The sequence below is a fragment of the Acidimicrobiales bacterium genome (genome assembly GCA_035630295.1).
In the GTDB taxonomy this organism is placed as follows: domain Bacteria; phylum Actinomycetota; class Acidimicrobiia; order Acidimicrobiales; family Iamiaceae; genus Iamia.
Genome location: DASQKY010000051.1, coordinates 119,205 through 137,068 on the forward strand (window position 1 = coordinate 119,205; position 17,864 = coordinate 137,068).

General features: G+C 74.6%; 17 protein-coding genes and 1 other RNA gene. 9 read left to right on the top strand and 9 right to left on the bottom strand.

Annotated elements, in window-relative coordinates; genetic code table 11:
• The first annotated feature begins 1 nt into the window (after position 1).
• On the top strand, positions 2–583 hold the full coding sequence (locus VEW93_14650; protein ID HYI63030.1) for a hypothetical protein: 582 nt from the start codon (positions 2–4) through the stop codon (positions 581–583).
• Between the two features lies 1 nt (position 584).
• On the opposite strand, the gene trpD is transcribed toward VEW93_14650, so the two are convergent.
• From trpD to VEW93_14690, 8 genes are all read right to left on the bottom strand, one after another.
• Complete coding sequence (gene trpD, locus VEW93_14655) at positions 585–1,673, bottom strand: anthranilate phosphoribosyltransferase (GenBank protein HYI63031.1); 1,089 nt, start codon at positions 1,671–1,673, stop codon at positions 585–587.
• Between the two features lie 43 nt (positions 1,674–1,716).
• Complete coding sequence (locus VEW93_14660) at positions 1,717–2,886, bottom strand: acyl-CoA dehydrogenase family protein (GenBank protein HYI63032.1); 1,170 nt, start codon at positions 2,884–2,886, stop codon at positions 1,717–1,719.
• 18 nt (positions 2,887–2,904) lie between these two features.
• Positions 2,905–3,471, bottom strand: coding sequence for a GNAT family N-acetyltransferase (locus tag VEW93_14665; GenBank protein HYI63033.1), 567 nt, complete (start codon positions 3,469–3,471; stop codon positions 2,905–2,907).
• 23 nt (positions 3,472–3,494) lie between these two features.
• A complete protein-coding gene (locus VEW93_14670) occupies positions 3,495–3,746 on the bottom strand; it encodes a WhiB family transcriptional regulator (protein ID HYI63034.1) in 252 nt (83 codons plus the stop codon).
• Positions 3,747–3,871: 125 nt separating this feature from the next.
• The gene (locus VEW93_14675; protein ID HYI63035.1) at positions 3,872–4,477 is read right to left on the bottom strand and encodes a DUF3501 family protein; all 606 of its coding nucleotides are present in this window, start codon (positions 4,475–4,477) and stop codon (positions 3,872–3,874) included.
• A 10-nt stretch (positions 4,478–4,487) separates the two neighbouring features.
• Positions 4,488–5,837 (bottom strand): heterodisulfide reductase-related iron-sulfur binding cluster, encoded by a 1,350-nt coding sequence (locus tag VEW93_14680; protein ID HYI63036.1) that lies wholly within the window; start codon positions 5,835–5,837, stop codon positions 4,488–4,490.
• 170 nt (positions 5,838–6,007) lie between these two features.
• A complete protein-coding gene (locus VEW93_14685; protein ID HYI63037.1) occupies positions 6,008–6,427 on the bottom strand; it encodes a rubrerythrin family protein in 420 nt (139 codons plus the stop codon).
• A 48-nt stretch (positions 6,428–6,475) separates the two neighbouring features.
• Positions 6,476–6,943: a Fur family transcriptional regulator gene (locus tag VEW93_14690; GenBank protein ID HYI63038.1), complete on the bottom strand. Its 468-nt coding sequence runs from the start codon at positions 6,941–6,943 to the stop codon at positions 6,476–6,478.
• Between the two features lie 141 nt (positions 6,944–7,084).
• On the opposite strand from VEW93_14690, the gene VEW93_14695 reads away from it, so the two are divergent.
• From VEW93_14695 to VEW93_14730, 8 genes are all read left to right on the top strand, one after another.
• A complete protein-coding gene (locus VEW93_14695) occupies positions 7,085–8,815 on the top strand; it encodes a glycerol-3-phosphate dehydrogenase/oxidase (GenBank protein HYI63039.1) in 1,731 nt (576 codons plus the stop codon).
• A 33-nt stretch (positions 8,816–8,848) separates the two neighbouring features.
• The gene (locus VEW93_14700; GenBank protein HYI63040.1) at positions 8,849–10,357 is read left to right on the top strand and encodes an FAD-binding oxidoreductase; all 1,509 of its coding nucleotides are present in this window, start codon (positions 8,849–8,851) and stop codon (positions 10,355–10,357) included.
• The gene (locus VEW93_14705; protein ID HYI63041.1) at positions 10,354–10,812 is read left to right on the top strand and encodes a hypothetical protein; all 459 of its coding nucleotides are present in this window, start codon (positions 10,354–10,356) and stop codon (positions 10,810–10,812) included. The genes VEW93_14700 and VEW93_14705 overlap by 4 nt, the downstream gene beginning before the upstream one ends.
• Positions 10,809–12,263, top strand: coding sequence for an FGGY-family carbohydrate kinase (locus VEW93_14710; protein HYI63042.1), 1,455 nt, complete (start codon positions 10,809–10,811; stop codon positions 12,261–12,263). The genes VEW93_14705 and VEW93_14710 overlap by 4 nt, the downstream gene beginning before the upstream one ends.
• Before the next feature lie 85 nt (positions 12,264–12,348).
• On the top strand, positions 12,349–13,299 hold the full coding sequence (locus VEW93_14715; protein ID HYI63043.1) for a twin-arginine translocation signal domain-containing protein: 951 nt from the start codon (positions 12,349–12,351) through the stop codon (positions 13,297–13,299).
• A gap of 13 nt (positions 13,300–13,312) precedes the next feature.
• Positions 13,313–14,188 carry a ferritin-like domain-containing protein gene (locus tag VEW93_14720; GenBank protein HYI63044.1) on the top strand — a complete coding sequence of 292 codons (876 nt, stop codon included), beginning with the start codon at positions 13,313–13,315 and terminating at the stop codon, positions 14,186–14,188.
• A 73-nt stretch (positions 14,189–14,261) separates the two neighbouring features.
• Positions 14,262–14,630, top strand: an RNA gene (gene rnpB / locus VEW93_14725) — RNase P RNA component class A.
• Between the two features lie 150 nt (positions 14,631–14,780).
• Positions 14,781–17,162 (top strand): EAL domain-containing protein, encoded by a 2,382-nt coding sequence (locus tag VEW93_14730; protein ID HYI63045.1) that lies wholly within the window; start codon positions 14,781–14,783, stop codon positions 17,160–17,162.
• Between the two features lie 58 nt (positions 17,163–17,220).
• On the opposite strand, the gene VEW93_14735 is transcribed toward VEW93_14730, so the two are convergent.
• Complete coding sequence (locus VEW93_14735) at positions 17,221–17,811, bottom strand: hypothetical protein (GenBank protein ID HYI63046.1); 591 nt, start codon at positions 17,809–17,811, stop codon at positions 17,221–17,223.
• Positions 17,812–17,864: the final 53 nt, after the last annotated feature.

A 17,864-nucleotide genomic window follows, 5' to 3' on the forward strand; every position in this document is an offset into this window, starting at 1 on the left:
GGTGGACGCCTTGGCCGCCGCCCTGATCGTCGCCCTGGTCCTGACCCTGCTGATGGCGCTGGCCGCGGTGGTGGCCCTGCTGGTCGGCCTGCGGCGCCTGGAGCGGCGCAACCGGGTCAGCCCCGACGTGCCGTCACCGGCCCCGTCGTCGTGGGGGGCCGGGCACCCGTCGGCCCCGGCCCGGCTCCACCGGCGGCTGCGCTCGGCGGTGGCCGCGTCCCGGGCCGCCTGCGCCACCGCGCCCTCCGCCCCCCGCCTGGCCGAGCTCACCGCCGAGTTGGAGGCCGAGGCCGTGGCCCTGGACGGGCAGATCGTGGTGGTGGCCCACCTGCCGGCGCGGAGCCGGCGGGTCCCGTTGGCCGGCCTGGCCGCCCGGGTGCGCCAGGTCGAGCAGGTGGCGTCGCAGGTGTCCCTGCTGGCCGTCCGGGCCCAGGCTCCGATGGTGGCCGCCGGCCAGGCCTCGGCCCTGGACGAGCTGGCCCGCCAACTCGACCTGCTGGAGCAGGCCCGCACCGAGGTGGCCGACATCGAGGCCGCGGCCGGCGTGGCTCGCCCCAGCCCCTACGCCGACCCCGGTTCCTAGGTCAGAGGCCGGCGGTGCGGGCGGCGACGGACGTGGTGACCAGGCGGTCGAGGGCGGCGGCCGCCGCCCCCGAGTCGAGGGCGGCCCCGGCCCGCTCGATGCCGTCGGGGTAGTCGTCCACCTGCCCGGCGGCCACCAGGCCGGCGGCGGCGTTGAGGACCACGATGTCGCGGTGGGGGCCGGCCTCGCCGGCCAGCACGGCCCGGGCCAACCGAGCGTTGGTGGCCGGGTCGCCGCCCCGCAGGTCCTCCAGGCGGGCCGGGCCCAGGCCGAAGGCCAGGGGGTCGACGGTGAGGGGGCGGATCGCGCCGTCGGTCACCTCGACCACGTTGGAGGTGGTGGTGATGGTGATCTCGTCCAGCCCGTCGCCGCCGTGGACGACGAAGGCCCGCTCGGCCCCGTGGGCCAGCAGCACCTCGGCCATGCGCTCGGCCATGGTGGGGTCGCCCACCCCGACCACGTAGCGGCGGACCCGGGCCGGGTTGGCCAGGGGCCCGAGGATGTTGAACACGGTGGGCACCCCCAGCTCCTTGCGGGTGGGCCCGGCGTGGCGCATGGAGGCGTGGTACCGGGGGGCGAAGCAGAAGCCGATGCCGGCCTCGGCCACGCACCGGGCCACCCCCTCGGGCCCCAGGTCGATGACCACGCCCAGGGCCTCCAGCAGGTCGGCCGAGCCGCACGACGACGAGGCGGCCCGGTTGCCGTGCTTGCACACCCGGGCCCCGGCGCCGGCCACCACGATGGCGGCCAGGGTGGAGACGTTGATGGAGTGGCTGCGGTCGCCACCGGTGCCGACGATGTCGACCACGCCGTCGAGGTCGGGCAGGGGCACCCGCTCGGCGGCGGCCAGCATGGCGTCCAGCATCCCCCCCATCTCGGCCGCGGTCTCCCCCTTCATGCGCAGCGCCACGATGAAGGCGGCGATCCGGGCCGGGCTGGCCTGGCCGGCCAGGATCTCGGCCATGGCCGCCCGGGCCTCGACCGGGGTGAGGTCGCGCCGCTGGGTCAGTGCCCCCAGGACCCCGGGCCACCCCCCCACCTCGTCCAGCGACGGCGTGTCGTCAGCGGGAGCAGCAGCGTCAGCGACCATGGCCCGGCAACCTAGAGCACCCCGGCGGGGACCCCGTGGGGGTTCAGTCCCACCACAGGTGGCCGGCCAGGACGCCCTTGCCGATGAGGCCGAGCTGCACCTGGGTGGTGCCCTCCACGATGGTGAGCTGCTTGGCGTCGCGGTAGTACAGCTCGGTCATGTGGTCCTTCATGTAGCCGGCCGCGCCCAGCATCTGGAGGCACACGTTGGAGGCCTGCACCGCCACCTCGGTGGCCTTGTACTTGGCCATCGACAGGTAGGGCACGAACTCCTTGGTGAACTTGCCCTCGTCGGCCATGACCGCGGCCCGGTAGGTGAGGAGGCGGGCGGCCTCGATCTCGGTGGCCAGCTTGGCGATCTCCCACTGGGTGCCTTGGAACTCCGCGATGGTCTTGGTGAAGGCGGCCCGCTCCTTCACGTACTCGGTGGCGTACATGAGGGCCCCCTCGGCCAGGCCGATGCCCCGGGCGGCCACGATGGGGCGCATGGAGTTGAGGCCCTGCATGGCCGCCTGCCAGCCCCCGATCTCGCCGATGACGTTGGCCGCCGGCACCCGCGCCCCGTCCAGCAGCAGCTCGCCGGTGGCCACGCCCCTGACGCCCATCTTCTGGTCGAGGGTGCCGACCTGGACCCCGTCCCAGCCCCGCTCGACCACGAAGGCGGTGATGGAGTCGTGGTCCCGGCTGGCCGGGTCGGCCGAGGTCTTGGCGAACACCGTGTACCAGTCGGCCTGGGCCACCCCGGAGATCCAGCACTTGGTGCCGGTCAGCACCCAGTCGTCGCCGTCGGGCACCGCCTTGGCGCGCATGCCCATGACGTCGCTGCCGGCCTGGGGCTCGGACAGGCAGAAGGCCCCCCGCTTCTCGCCGGTGGCGATGGGGGCCACGTAGCGCTCGTTGAGGTCGCGGCTGCCGGCGATCATCACCGGGCCGGTGGGCAGCCGGGTCAGGAGGAGCATCAGGGCCGCGGTGTTGGAGTACTTGGCCACCTCCTCCATGGCGATGGTCAGGCCCAGGATGCCGGCCCCGCCGCCGCCCAGGTCCTCGGGGATGCACAGGCCCAGCAGGCCCGTGTCGCGGAACACCTCGAAGATGTCCTGCGGGTACTCGTTGGACTCGTCGATCTCCCGGGCCCGAGGCTTGACCTTGTCCTGGGCGATGCGCCGGCAGGTCTCCTGCAGGGCGGTGAGCTCGTCGGAGAACGTGAAGTCCATGGCCGGCGACGGTACCGGTCAGCGCAGGGGCAGGCGCAGCTCGACCTCACGGATGGCGGGGGCGGGCTCGTACGGCCGTTCGGCGCCGGTGGGGACGAAGCCGAGGGCCTCGTGGAAGGCCCGGGCGTGGGCGTTGCGCTCCACCAGCCACTGGCGGACCTCGACGGCGTTGGCCCTGACCGCCCAGTCCCGGACCGCGCCCACCAGGGCGTCGGCCACGCCGATGCGGCGGAACGGCGGGGCGGACCACAGGGAGGTGAGGGTCACGGCCCCGTCGTCGGTGCGGAAGGCGCTGACCATGCCGGCGGTGTCGGGGCCGACCTCGGCGAACCAGGTGGCCTGGTCGTCGGCCCCGCTGTGGGCCTCGGCCACCCGGGTCCAGGCCTCCACGGGACGGGCCCGGGCCGCCTCCAGGTTGGTGGTGAAGGTGCCGGGGCTGTCGGCGATGGCGGCCAGGCGGACCTCCCGGAGGAGGGGCCCGTCGCTCTCGGTGATGCGGCGGATGCGGACCTCGACGCCGGGGGCGGGGCCGGCGACCTCACCGGCGGGGATGGGGTCGCCCGGGGCGGTGGCGTCGGAGGGCATGGTGGCGGGGACCGGTCCGGGGCTCAGGCCGAGCGCCGACGCTGCCGGATGATCCGGCGCCTCTCCCGCTCGGAGCACCCGCCCCAGATGCCCTCCTTCTCCCGGACGCCGAGGGCGTGCTCCAGGCACAGGTCGACCACCGGGCACTGTGCGCACACGGCCTTGGCGTCGAGGCACTCGTCCTCGTCGTCCGCCGGGTAGAAGATGCTCGGGTCGAGGCCCTTGCAGGCGGCCTGCCTGCGCCAGGGCGGGGTGCTCGTGGTCGCGTCGCTCACGGATCGTTCTCTCTCGGGGCCCCGGCCCACGGTGGGTGCCCGCGGGGGTGCAGCCAGGGAAGGGGCGAGTATCGCCGTGCCCCGGGCCACGTGTCCAGACCGATCCGGCCGGAGCCGAGGGGACCTCACGTCCCCCGCAGGTCGGCCAGGAGCTCGGCCCGGGTCTCGTCGCCCAGCATCGTCTCCTCGTCGTAGGCCGGGTGGGCCACGGCCAGGCGGACCGGCCCGGCCTCCACCGCGTCGACCTGTTCGGGGGTGAGGCTGAAGTGCACGTAGTGGACCGCGGCGGTGATCTCGTCCCGGGTGAGCTGGCTGGCGTGGGCCGGGTCGACCTGGCAGCGCGCGACGGCGCCGTCGCCGTCCCCGGCGGCGCTCAGGCGCAGCTCGACGGAGGTCTCGATGCCGACCAGCTCGGGCAGCCACCGGCGCATGGCGTCGTCATCGGTCAGCTCGATGAACAGGCTGGCGGCCAGGTGGCCGGGCTCGGGCACGAGGGGGTTGTAGACGTCGAGCTCCTCCTGGATGCCCTCGTCGGTGCCGATGCGCTCGACCCGGGCCATCTCCTGGATCTGGAAGCGGACGGTGTCACGGTTCTCGAACACCAGGGTGACGAAGGGCCCCACCCCCACCCGGCGGCGCTTCTTGAGGGCGATGACGTGGCGCCGGAAGGCGTCGCGCTCGCGCTCGTACGCCCGTTGGTCGGCGATGTCGTCGATGGTCAGCTTGGCCATGGGGGGCCTCCTAGTGGCTGGTGGCGCCGGGCTCGGGGTCGATGGCGTAGGCCCGGGCCAGGACCTGGACGGGGTGCGAGGGCCGGGCCCCGGTCTCCAGCTCGATGGCCCCGTTGGCCAGGCTGCAGTCGCCGCACACCACGCGGGCGCCGCTCTTCTCGACGCCAGCGGCCAGCTTGCGGGCCACCTTGCGGGCGTCCTCCATGTTCTCGGCCCGCAGGCCCCAGGTGCCGTCGATGCCGGAGCACTCGGCCACCAGGCGCACCTTGGTGCCGGTCTGCTTGAGCAGGTCCCGGCTCTTGAACCCGATGTTCTGGGCCCGCAGGTGGCAGGCCCCGTGGTAGGTCACCTCGTCGGGCACCTCGCCGGTGAAGTCGGTGTCGAGGTCGGGGCCGCCGCCCTTGTGGACACGGCTCCACAGGAACTCCGCGGCGTCCATGGTCCGGGCCGCCACCAGCTCGGCGTCGGCCCCGCCCACGTAGTCGCGGTAGTCGTTCTTGAGGACGAAGCTGCAGGTGGGCTCGGGCACGACCACGGTGGAGGGCCGGCCCTGGTCGTCGCTCCGGCGCAGGGCCCCGGCCAGCACCTCCACGTTGCCCCGGGCCATCTTGGAGAAGCGGGCCAGGTCCCCCTGGTGGAGGGCGGGGGCGCCGCAGCACTGCTGGCCGGGGGGCAGGTCACAGCCCACGCCGTTGCGGTCGAGCACCTTCACCAGGTCCTGGCCGATGGCCGTGTCCTGGTACTCGACCAGGCAGGTGGGGAACAGGGTGGCGTGGGCGTCGCGGCCCTCGACCTCGGCCGGGGCGCCGTCACGGCGGGCGAACCAGGTCGAGAAGCGGGCCTTGGCGTACGGCGGCAGCACCCGCTGGGAGGAGATGCCGACCGTGGCCTCCATGGCCTTGCGGGGCAGGGTCTCGGGGGTGGCGACGGCCCGGTTGGCCAGGCCGGAGAGGGCGCTGCCCACCTTGCCGGTGAGGTCGGTGCGGCCCAGGGCCTGGTCGGTGAGCCGGGTGCGGAGGCTCTTGCCGCCGCCGGCGTGCTGCACGGCCTTGGCCCGCAGCATCAGGCGGGGGAAGTCGAGGGCCCACTCGTGCTTGCCCGGCGTGTACGGGCAGTTCAGCTCCCCGCACAGCTTGCAGTTGTAGCACTGGTCCACGACCTGGAACCGCTCCTGGTCGGTGAGGCGCTCGGAGTCCTGGTCGTCGTGCTGGTCGATGGCCGCGAACAGGGTCGGGAAGGCCGGGCAGAACTTGAAGCAGAGGCGGCAGCCGTGGCACAGGTCGTAGACCCGGTTCATCTCCTCCCGCAGGTCACCGGTGTCCAGGTAGGCGGGGTGGAACGGGTCGTAGGTGGTGGTCACGGAGCCTCCCGGGGCGGGGGTCGTGGCGATGCGGCGAGAGCGGCCGGCGCCACGGTGGCGGGTGCGGTCGGGGGACAGGGCGCAGGCGGGAGGCGAGCGGGCCGCCACCCCGGCCGCGCCCCGCCAGGGGCCCGGCCGGGGGTGGATCCGGTGGCCGGCTCAGGGGTGGCTCAGGACAGGGCCTCGAGGCCCTGCTGGAAGCGACCGGCGTGGCTCTTCTCGGCCCGGGCCAGCGTCTCCAGCCACTCGCCGATCTCCTCGAAGCCCTCGTCGCGGGCGGTCTTGGCGAAGCCCGGGTACATCTGGGTGTACTCGTAGGTCTCGCCGGCGATGGCGGAGCGGAGGTTGTCCTCGGTCTCCCCCACCGGCTCGCCGGTGGCGGGGTCGCCCACCTCGGCGAGGAAGTCGAAGTGGCCGAAGGCGTGCCCGGTCTCCCCCTCGGCGACGGACCGGAACAGGGCGGCCACGTCGGGGTAGCCCTCGATGTCCGCCTTCTGGGCGAAGTAGAGGTAGCGACGGTTCGCCTGGCTCTCGCCGGCGAAGGCCTCCTTCAGGTTGTCCTCGGTCTGGGTGCCCTTGAGCTCAGCCATGGGGTGTCTCCGTTGTGGGTGGGTGGGTGGATCCGGCCGCGGCGCGGCTCAGACGTGGGCCGGTGCAGCCCGGGTGCCACCGGGACCCTCGGCCGGGGCCTCGGGCGAGCACTGCTCGCAGAGGCCCCGGAAGACGATCTCGGTGGCGGTGACGGTGAAGCCCGGCGAGGTGCCGGCCGGCAGGGCCACGGCCCCGACATCGGCGTGGACGTCGTGGATCCGGCCGCACCGGTCGCAGACCAGGTGGTGGTGGGCCTCGAGGGTGGGGTCGAACCGGGTGGCCCCGGTGCCCAGGTCGAGCGGGACCAGCTCGCCCATGGCGGCCAGGTCGTTGAGCGTCTGGTACACGGTGCGCAGCGACACGGTGGGCATCTGGGCCACCACCGCGGCGTGGACGGCCTCGGCCGTGGGGTGGACGGCGCTGCCGTGGAGCACGCCGAAGATGCACTGGCGCTGGGGCGTGACCTTGAGGCCACGGGCCCGGAACATCTCGGTCAGCTCGTCGGGGGACTTCACCGCCGCCGACCCTACCGCTCTCCTTGCTCATCAGCAACGATTGTTGAGATCTGGCCCTTTCGGGACGACCGGGAGGGCGGTCGTAGGCTCCGGGGCCATGATCGACACCCCGTGCCGCTGCTCCCGCCCCGAGGGCCGGTCGTGATCGGGCCGGGGTGGTTCGACCGGGCCGACGCCCTGCGCCGCCTGGAGGACGACGGGGTCGACGTGCTGGTGGTGGGCGGGGGCATCACCGGCGCCGGGTGCGCCCTCGACGCCGCCTCCCGGGGCCTGCGCACCGGGCTGGTGGAGCGGGACGACTTCGCCTCCGGCACCTCGTCGAAGTCCTCCAAGCTGGTCCACGGCGGGCTGCGCTACCTGCAGCAGGGCGAGGTCCAACTCGTGTACCAGGCCCTGCACGAGCGCCAGCGGCTGCTGCGCAACGCCCCCCACCTGGTGAAGGTCCTGCCCTTCCTCATCCCCATGTTCACCGGCAAGGGCGGGGTGATGAACCCCAAGCTGTCCCGGGCCCTGGGCTCGGCCATGTGGGCCTACGACCTGACCGGCGGGCTGCGCATCGGCAAGCGCCACGAGCGCATCTCGGTCGACGAGGCGGTGGCCCACATGCCCACCCTCCGCGCCGACCGCCTGGCCTCGTCGTACCTCTACTACGACGCCCAGGCCGACGACGCCCGCCTCACCCTGGCCCTGGCCCGCACCGCGGCCATCGACCACGGCGCCGCGGTGGCCAACCGCACCCGGCTGGTGGGCCTGGACAAGGACCCCGCCGGGCGGGTCACCGGGGCCCGGGTGGAGGCCGACGGGCGCCAGCGCACCATCCGCTGCTCGGCCGTGATCAACGCCGGCGGCGTCTGGGCCGACGATGTGCGGGCCCTGGACGAGGGCACCCACCCGGACTCCATCCGGCCGGCCAAGGGCGTGCACATCACCGTGCCCTGGGACCTGGTCCGCAACGACATCGCCGCCGTGGTGCCGGTGCCGGGCGACAAGCGGTCGGTGTTCGTCGTGCCGTGGGGCGACCTGACCTACATCGGCACCACCGACACCGACTACCGGGGCCCGGTGGAGGAGCCGCAGTGCACGGCCGAGGACGTGGCCTACCTGCTCAAGGCCATCAACGGGGCCATCACCGGCACCATCACCGAGGCCGACGTGGTGGGCAGCTGGGCCGGCCTCCGCCCCCTGGTGAAGTCGGCGACCACCGGTCGCACCGCCGACCTGTCCCGCCGGCACCGGGTGGCGCCGTCGGCCAGCGGTGTGGTCACCATCACCGGCGGCAAGCTCACCACCTACCGGGAGATGGCGGCCGACACCGTGGACGCGGTGGTCGAGGGGTTCCCCACCGACCTCCCCCGCCGGGCCCGCCGGAGCCGCACCGCCAAGCTGCGCCTGCGGGGGGCCGACGGCTACGACACCCTGGTGGTGGACGCCGAGGAGCGCACCCTGCACCTGGCCCAGCGCTACGGCGGCGAGGCCCGCACGGTGCTGGCCCTGGCCGACCGGGACCCGGCCCTGGGTCGGCCCCTGGTGACCGGCCTCCCCTACCTGCGGGCCGAGGCCGTCTACGCCGCCCGCCACGAGATGGCCCGCACCGTGGACGACGTGCTCAGCCGGCGCACCCGGGCCCGCCTGCTGGCCCGCGATGCCTCGGACGTGGCCGCCGAGGACGTGGGCGCCCTCATCGCCCCCGAGCTGGGGCTGACCGCCGAGCAGGTGGCGGCCCAGGTGGCCGACTACCGCCGGATGCTGGCCGCCGAGCGGGCCGCCAACGCGGCCCCGACCGACGACCAGGTCGAGCCCGGTCCGGTGGCCACCGATCCGGTCCCCGAGGCCGACTCGCCGCGCCTCACCGAGGAGACCCGCCTGGCCTGATCCCGGCTCGGGCCCGCTGAGTAGGGTCCGGCCGTGACCGAGCTGACGCCCGCCCCGGGGACGCCCACGCCGCCCATCGCCCTGGCCGGCGACCCGGCGGCGGCCACCATCCGTCTCCCGGCGCCGGCGGTGGAGCTGGACGACGCCTTCCTGCGCCGGCTGGCCGGCGCCTGCGCCGAGGTCACGGTGGACCCGGTGGCCACCGCCGAGGCCGGCCGCGACTGGTGGCCCCTGGCCATGGTGTGGGCCACCGGCAACCAGGTACCGGCCCGGGCCGGGGCCGTGGCCCGCCCGTCCACCGAGGACGAGGTGGCCGCGGTGGCCGCCCTGTGCCACGAGGCCGGGGTGCCCCTCACCACCGCCGGGGGTCGCAGCGGGGTGTGCGGGGCGTCGATCCCCATCTTCGGCGGGGTCGTGCTCGACACCACCGCCCTGTCCGGCATCCGGTCCGTGGACGACGCCTCGCTGGTGGTCGACGTCCGGCCCGGCACCTTCGGTGACGCCTTCGAGGACGAGCTCCAGGCCACCCACGGGCTCACCGTCGGCCACTGGCCCCAGTCCATGGCCCTGGCCACCGTGGGCGGCTGGGTGGCCTGCCGGGGAGCGGGCCAGTACTCGACCCGCTACGGGAAGATCGAGGACATCGTCACCGGCCTGGACGTGGTGCTGGCCGACGGGCGCCGCATCACCACCGGCGGCCAGCCCCGCCAGGCCGCCGGGCCCGACCTGACCCAGCTGTTCGTGGGCTCCGAGGGCACGCTGGGCATCATCACCGGCGTGCGCCTGCGGGCCCACCCCCGCCCCACCCACGTGGCCAAGGCGGCCTACGGGTTCCCGTCCTTCGAGGCCGGGCTGGAGGCCATGCGCCGCATCCTCCGCCGGGGGGCCACCCCCGCCGTGCTGCGCCTCTACGACGACATCGAGTCCGAGCGCAACCACCAGACCACCGGCACCCACGACCTGCTGGTCCTGGACGAGGGCGACCCCGGCCTGGTCGACGCGGGCATGGCCGTGGTGGCCGAGGAGTGCGCCGGGACCCCGGCCCTGGACGTGGCCCTGGTCGACCACTGGCTGGCCAAGCGCAACGACGTGGCCGCCCTGGAGGCCCTGATCGGCCGGGGCTACGTGGTCGACACCATGGAGGTCAGCGGCCCGTGGGCCGCCCTGCCCGCCATCTTCGCGGCGGCCACCGCGGCCATCCGGGAGGTGGACGGCACCCTGGTGGCCTCGGCCCACCAGTCCCACAGCTACCTCGACGGCGGCTGCCTCTACTTCACCTTCGCGGCCCAGGTCGAGCCCGACCGGCGCGACGCCTACTACCAGGCCGCCTGGGATGCCGGCACCCGGGCGGTGCTGGCCGCCGGCGGCTCGCTCAGCCACCACCACGGGGTGGGCGTCAACCGGGCCCGCTTCGTGCGCGACGCGCTGGGCCCCGCCTTCGACGTGCTGGCCGCCACCAAGGCCGCCCTCGACCCGGCCGGCATCCTGAACCCGGGCAAGCTGGGCCTGCCGTCGCCCTTCGGCGAGCTCGCCTGGCCGTGACCGAGGGGGCGGGCGGGCGCCCCGACGGCGTCGACTGGGGCCTGGCCCTGCGGGCCGGGCTCAACGGCCTGGTCTTCGTGGCCCCCGCGGCCGTGGTCGGCCAGGTGCTGGCCGACGACGACGGCGAACTGGGCGGCGCCACCGCCCTGGCCGTGGTGGCCGTGCAGCTCCTGGGCTTCGCCTTCGCCGGGTGGGTGGTCCGTCGCCTCGCCCCCCTCTCCCCCATCGCCACCTGCGCCGCGGCCGGGGCCCTGTGCTGGGCCCTGCTCCAGTCGGCGGGGATCGTCACGTCCGTGCTCCGGGGGCAGGACCTGGCCCCGCTGACCTGGGCCGCCACCGGCCTGCTGGCCACCGTCACCGCGGCCTGCGGCGGCCTCCTGGCCCGGGTCGAGCGCGTGCCCCCCCGCCCCACCCCGACCTCCGAGGACGACCCCATGACCGAGGACCGACCATGACCGCCGACCCCCGCCTCCTCGTCGTCGACGTCGGCACCAGCAGCGTGCGGGCCGGCACCGTCGGCCGCGACGCCCGCGTGGCCCACGTCCACCACCGTCCCCTCCTGCCCGACACGCCGGCCCCGGGCCTGGTCGAGTTCGACGGCGCCCTGATGGCCACCACCGTCCTGGAGGTGGCCCGGGCCGCCCTGGCCGAAAGCGGCCCGGTCACCGCGGTGGGCATCACCAACCAGCGGGCCTCGACCCTGGTGTGGGACCGGGCCACCGGGGAGCCCGTGGCCCCCGGCCTGGGCTGGCAGGACCTCCGCACCATCGGCACCGTGCTGGAGCTGTCGGCCGAGGGCATCCACATGGCCCCCAACCTCCTGGGCACCAAGGCCCAGGCCATCCTGGACCAGGTCGACCCCGACCGGAGCCGGGACCTGTGCATCGGCACCGTCGACTCGTGGGTGGCGTGGACGCTCTCCGAGGGCGCCCTGCACGTCACCGACCCCACCAACGCCGCCCTCACCGGGCTCCGCACCCTCGACAGCACCGGCTGGGACGACGACGTGCTGGCCCGCCTGGGCATCCCGGCCGACGCCCTGCCCCGCGTGGTCGACTCGGTCGGGGTGGTGGGGCCGGCCACCGCCCTCGACGGGGCGCCGCCCATCGCCGGCCTGGCCGGCGACCAGCAGGCCTCCCTGGTGGGCCAGGGCTGCCTGGCCCGGGGCCAGGCCAAGGCCACCTTCGGCACCGGCGGCATGCTGGACGTGTGCCTCGGCCCCGAGCGGCCCGCCTTCGCCACCCGGGGACCGGCCGGCGCCTTCCCCATCGTCACCCGCAGCCGGGGCGGGGAGCTGACCTGGGGCGTGGAGGCGGCCATGCTCTCGGCCGGGACCAACGTGGAGTGGCTGCGCGACGACATGGGCCTCATCGCCGATGCCGCCGAGTCCCACACCGTGGCCGCGGCCTGCGACGACAGCGAGGGCGTCTGGTTCGTGCCCGCCCTGCTGGGCCTGGGCGCCCCCAAGTGGGACTACGGGGCCCGGGGCACCCTGCTGGGCGTGAGCCGGGGCTCGGGCCGGGCCCAGGTCGTCCGGGCCGTGCTGGAGGGCGTGGCCCACCGGGGCGCCGACCTGCTGGAGGCGGCCGAGGCCGACGGGGGGGTGGACATCCCCCGCCTGCGGGTCGACGGGGGCATGAGCGACAACCCCACGTTCGTCCAGGCGCTGGCCGACGCCACCCAGCGCCCGATCGAGGTCTCGCCCGAACGGGAGGCCACCACGCTGGGGGCCGCCTACCTGGCCGGGCTGGCCACCGGGGTGTGGTCCGAGGACGCCGAGCTGGCCGCCCTGTGGGCGCCCCGGGCCGTGGTCGAGCCGGCCCGGGCCCTGGACCGGGAGCGCTGGGCCGAGGCCGTCCGGCGGTCCGAGCGGTGGATCCCGGAGCTGTCCGGGCTCGACTTCTGAGGCCGCGGGGGCGCGCACTAGACATGGCGACCGTGCCGCTGCCGACCGGGGCCCCGACCCCGGGGTGCCGACCCAAGGAGGACGAGTGGGGACCCACCCGCGACTGCCAGGCCTGACCGCCGACCGGGAGCCCGGCGAGGCCATGCCGCTGGTCCTGGCGGCCGACGCCGGGGCGTCCCGGCGGGCCTTCCTGACCAAGGTGGCGATCGGGGGCGCGGCCCTCACCGTCGGGTCCCAGCTGGTGCCGGCCACCCGCCTGCTCCCCACCTCCGGGGCCCAGGAGGGCGGCGAGGCGCTGGCCCTCGACGAGGACGAGACCCGGATGGAGTTCCTGGCCAGCATCGCCCTGGCCGCCTCGGAGGCCTACCGGGCCGCCGCGGCCCGCACCACCGATCCCCTGCCCGAGCCGGTGGCCGAGGTGGTCGCCGCCTTCGGCCAGCACCACAGCCAGCAGGCCACCACGTTCCTCGGCCTCCTGCCCGAGGGCTACGACATCGAGTCCCTGGCTCCCAACGCCACGCTCCTGGCCGAGCAGACCTCGGCCCTGGACGGGGCCGACGGCGCCGAGGCCGTGCTCGGCGCCCTCCGCTCGCTGGAGGAGTCCCTGGCCGCCACCCACTTCGTGGCTCTGGGGGCCCTGGAGTCCCAGGACGACGCCCGCGTGGTGGCCACCGCCCTGCCGGTCTGCGCCCAGCACGCCACCGTGCTCGGCGTGCTCGAGGGTCGGGCCCCGGCCGACGTGCTGCCCGAGGCCCAGACCGGCGAGGGCGCCCTGGCCCTGGCCGACCACCCGGTGACCGGCGGCACGGAGGGCGGCGCCGAGGGGGGCCAGGACAGCACCACCACCACCGCCAACGACGGCGGTGACGGCCCCGACGCCAACGGCGAGGGCGGCACCGGCCAAACCGGCGAGGGCACCGACACCGGCGGCGGCGGCGCCACCGACGAGGGCGGCACCGGCGGCGGCGACTCCGGCCAGGGCCAAGGTGGCCAGGGCCAGGGTGGCGCCGGCTCCGACGAGACGACCGAGGGCTAGAGGAGACCGAGGCATGCAGCCCCACGACATCGACGCCCCGGCCGGACGCCGGCAGTTCCTGAAGCTGGGCGGGGGGGCCGTGCTCGGCGCCGCCGTCCTGGCCGCCTGCGGCAGCGACGAGGAGAGCCTCCCGGCCGAGACCGGCACCACCGTGCCCACCACGGCCACCACCCTGGCCCCGCCCCAGGGCACCACCCCCGAGGAGGGCGCGGCCAACGACGCGGTGGTGACCCGCACCCTCCGCAGCTTCGAGCTGGCCGCCGTCGAGGTCTACGGCGTGCTGCTCAGCGACGAGCCGGCGTCCACCGATCCGGACGTCACCGCCCTCCCGGCCGCCATCACCTACGCGGAGGACGTGGACGAGGTGCTCACGCTGCTCGGCGAGCGCCACACCGCCCACGCCGCCGCGCTGGTGAGCGTGGTGTCGGCCGCCGGGGGCGAGCCGGTGAGCGAGCCCAACCAGGGCGTCCTCGACGTGCTGCTGATGGCCCAGCTCCCCGACCTGACCACCCAGGAGGCGGTCCTCCGGCTGGCCCGCTCCGTGGAGGAGATCGGCGCCGCCACCCACGCCTGGGCCGCCGGCGTGGTGACCACGGCCGAGCTGCGCCAGGACCTCATGGCCATCGGGGCGGTGGCCGCCCGCCAGACGGCGTCGGTCGACCTGCTGCTCGACCCCACCGGCCAGTCGGCCGCCCTGCAGCCGATGCTCGACACCTCGGGCCCGGCCCGCCTGCCCGAGGCCCTGCTGGTCCAGGAGGGCCAGGACGGCGGCGACGTGAGCGCCGACCCCGAGGCCGCAGCCGCCGAGGGCGAGGGCACCGGGGACGGGGCCGAGAGCGAGGGCGACGGCGGCGGCGGGGCCGTGGGCGAGTCCGACGGCGGCGGTTGACCGCCACGCCCGACCCGCACCGCGGGCGCGTTCGACGGGCCGGCACCCACGGGCCAGACTGGACCGGTGGTGGTGAGCCGTCCGGGTGACCGCGGCAGGACCGGCGCCAGCCGGTCCCGCTGAGGAAGGTCGGGGCTCCCCAGGGCACGGTGCTGGCGAGAGCCAGGACGGGGCGACCTGTCGGTTCAGGGCAACAGAGAGCAGACCGCCGATGGCCCCGGAGAGATCCGGGGCACAGGCAAGGGTGAAACGGTGCGGTAAGAGCGCACCAGCGTCGTGGGTGACCACGGCGGCTCGGCAACCCCCACCGGGAGCAAGGCCGAACAGGGACAGGGTGGTCCGCCCGTCACGTCCCAGGTGGGCCGCACAGATGGATGGTCACCGAACCGGACCCCCGCAAGGGACCGGGGAACAGAACCCCGCCTACAGGACAGCTCACCACCACACACCCCCTGACCAGGGGAAACGCCCCCGCGAAGGCCTGCAACCCCACATCAGCCCCACCACACCGATCTGACCAGGGCCGATGCGTCGCCCCCTGGACCTTGAGTGTATTTCTCGACTTCTGGGCGCAGCGTCCGATGAGCGGGGCATGAGCGAAACCCGTCGCGCCGCGGACGCGCCCGACACGGTGGACCCCGACGACGTGGCGGACCGCTCGCCACGGCGCCACTGGATCACCCGAGCCCGGGCCTGGCTGCCCCGGGGGGGCACCTTCAGCCCCGAGGACTTCGCGGCCCGGCACCGGACCGTGCTGGTCGTCCTGTGGGGCCACGTCCCCGCCCTCCTGGCCTTCGGCCTGATCCGGGGGGTGCCGCTGACCCACCTCCTCCTGGAGTCTCAGGTGGTGGTGTGCATCGCCGCCGCCGCCTCCCAGAAGCACGTCTTCGCTCCCCGCCTGCGGGCCGCCCTGGCCGCCGTCGGGCTGCTGCTGTGCTCGGCCATCCTCGTGCACCTCTCGGGCGGCTCCATCGAGATGCACTTCCACTTCTTCGTCATGGTCAGCCTCATCTCGCTGTACCTGGACTGGCTGCCCTTCCTGGTGGCCATCGGCTTCGTCGCCCTCCACCACGCGGTGCTGGGCATGGCCCAGCCCCGGCGCGTGTTCGACCACGACGCGGCGTGGGCCGCCCCGTGGAAGTGGGCCCTGATCCACGCCGGCTTCGTGCTGGCCGCCAGCGCCGCCCAGATCGTCTCCTGGCGCGTGGTCGAGGACCAGCACGACCGGTCCCAACGGTCGTTGCGGCGGAGCGAGCGTCGCTTCCGGGCCCTCATCGAGCACTCCCTCGACGCCGTGGCCGTCGTCTCCCCGGAGGGGCAGGTCGTCTACGACAGCGCCTCGGTCGAGCGGGTCCTGGGCTTCCCTCCCGGCCACCGCACGGGCGAGCCGGCTCTCGACTTCGTCCACCCGGAGGACGTGCCCCGGGCCGCGGCGGTGATGACCTCGGTCCTCCAGGAGGCCGGTTCCACCCAGACCGTCGAGCTGCGGGGCCGCCACGAGGACGGCTCCTGGCGCTGGCTCGACGCCCGGGTCACCAACCTGGTCGACCAGCCCGACATCGGGGGCCTGGTCGTCAACTTCCGCGACGTGACGGCCAAGCGGCAGCTGGAGGACGAGCTGGCCCACCAGGCCTTCCACGACTCCCTGACCGGCCTGGCCAACCGTGCCCTGTTCCTGGATCGCCTGGAGCACGCCCTGACCCGCCAGGGCCGGGTGCCGACCGAGACCCTGGCCGTGCTGTTCGTGGACCTGGACGACTTCAAGACGGTGAACGACGCGCTGGGCCACGGCGCCGGCGACCGCCTGCTCCAGGAGATCGGCGGCCGCCTCCGGGACTGGTCCCGGACCTCGGACACGTGCGCCCGCCTGGGCGGGGACGAGTTCGCCGTCCTCATCGAGGGCCTGCGCGACGAGGACGAGGCCACCACCACCGGCAACCGGCTCCTCGAGGTGCTGTGCCAGCCGTTGACGGTCGAGGGCAACCTCATCGTCCTCAGCGCCAGCGTCGGGATCGTGGTCAGCGACGGCACCGAGACGGCCGAGGACCTGGTCCGCAACGCGGACCTGGCCATGTTCCGGGCCAAGCGCACCGGCAAGGGCCGCTTCGAGCTGTACGAGAAGGCCATGCACGACGACGCCCGGCACCGCCTGGACATGCGCGAGGCCCTGCGCCGGGCCATCGACCAGGGCGAGCTGGTCAACCACTACCAGCCCATCGTCGACCTGAGCACCGGCGCCCTGGTCGGCGCCGAGACGCTGCTGCGGTGGAACCACCCCCGCCGGGGCGTGCTGGCGCCCGAGGCCTTCCTGGAGATCGCCGAGGAGACCGGGCTGATCTCGCCCATCGGGCGCGCCGTCCTGCAGCGGGCGTGCCGGGACGCGGCCTCGTGGCCGACCGTCGACGGCCCGCCGCTGACGGTCAGCGTGAACCTCTCGCCCCGGCAGCTCCAGGAGCCGACCATCGTCGCCGACGTGGCCGAGGCCCTGGCCACCGCCGGGCTGCCCGGTGAGCACCTGACCCTGGAGATCACCGAGTCGGTCCTCATCCACGACCCGGGAGCGGCGGCGGCCACGCTCCGGGACCTGAAGGACCTGGGGGTCTCCATCGCCCTCGACGACTTCGGGACCGGGTTCTCGTCCCTCAGCCACCTGGCCCGCTTCCCGGTGGACTGCCTGAAGATCGACAAGAGCTTCATCGACCCCCTGACCGAGGGGGCCGACCAGGAGCACGCCGCCCTGGTCGACGCCATCCTGGAGATGAGCAACCGGCTGAAGCTGAAGGTCACCGCCGAAGGTGTGGAGCGCCTCGACCAGGTCGAGCGCCTGATCGAGTTGGGCTGCGCCACCGGCCAGGGCTGGCACTTCGCCAAGGCCATGTCCCACGAGCACCTGGTCCGCCTGCTCACCTTCGACCTCCCCACCGGCTCCCTCCCTCCCGCCCTCGAGGACGCCCGCCCCCACGAGACCGCCTGACCGTCCCGAGGTGGGTGGGGTCGTCACCGTCGAGCGACGACCCCACCTACCCGGCGGATCAGGTCAGCTCGAGATCGGTGACCGTTGCCGACACGCCGTTGAGGCTGGCGAATGGCGAATCGCACTCGCCGGCCTCGAAGTAGCCCGACCCGTCGAGCGGGCCATCGGGATAGGCGCCGTACAGGGAAAGATGGAGGAGCAGCTCGCACACCTGCTCACCTGGTCCGCAGGTCGCCGGCGCTTCCACATCGCCATCCAGGTCGTGGATGGTGAGGTAGAGCGTCACGTTCTGCGTCCAGAACCCTCCCGCCGTGATGCTCCCGGTGTTGTCGGCTTCGACACCGGTGTAGAGCTCGCTCTCGAGTCGCCACCACTGGCCTGCGAAGCGGTACACCATCTCGGGCACGTCCACGCCGGTGACCTCGGTGGTCGTGGGCAGAGAGCCGGCCAGGTCGGTGTCGACGCCGACTTGGTGCCAATCGACGTCACAGGGATCCTCGGCCGGCGGCTCGTTGAGCTCGAAGCCGAACTCGTACGGGTCGACTTCAAAGGTGAGGGTGTCGCCGGTGTCGCAGCTGGCCGCAGTCAACGTGACCAGGACCGAGACGACGAGGACGAGCAGGGGCCGACGACGGCCGACGATGCGCATGACGCGCTCCTTTTGATGGAGTGGGTGAACCGGCCCGCGACCGGTCGGCGCCA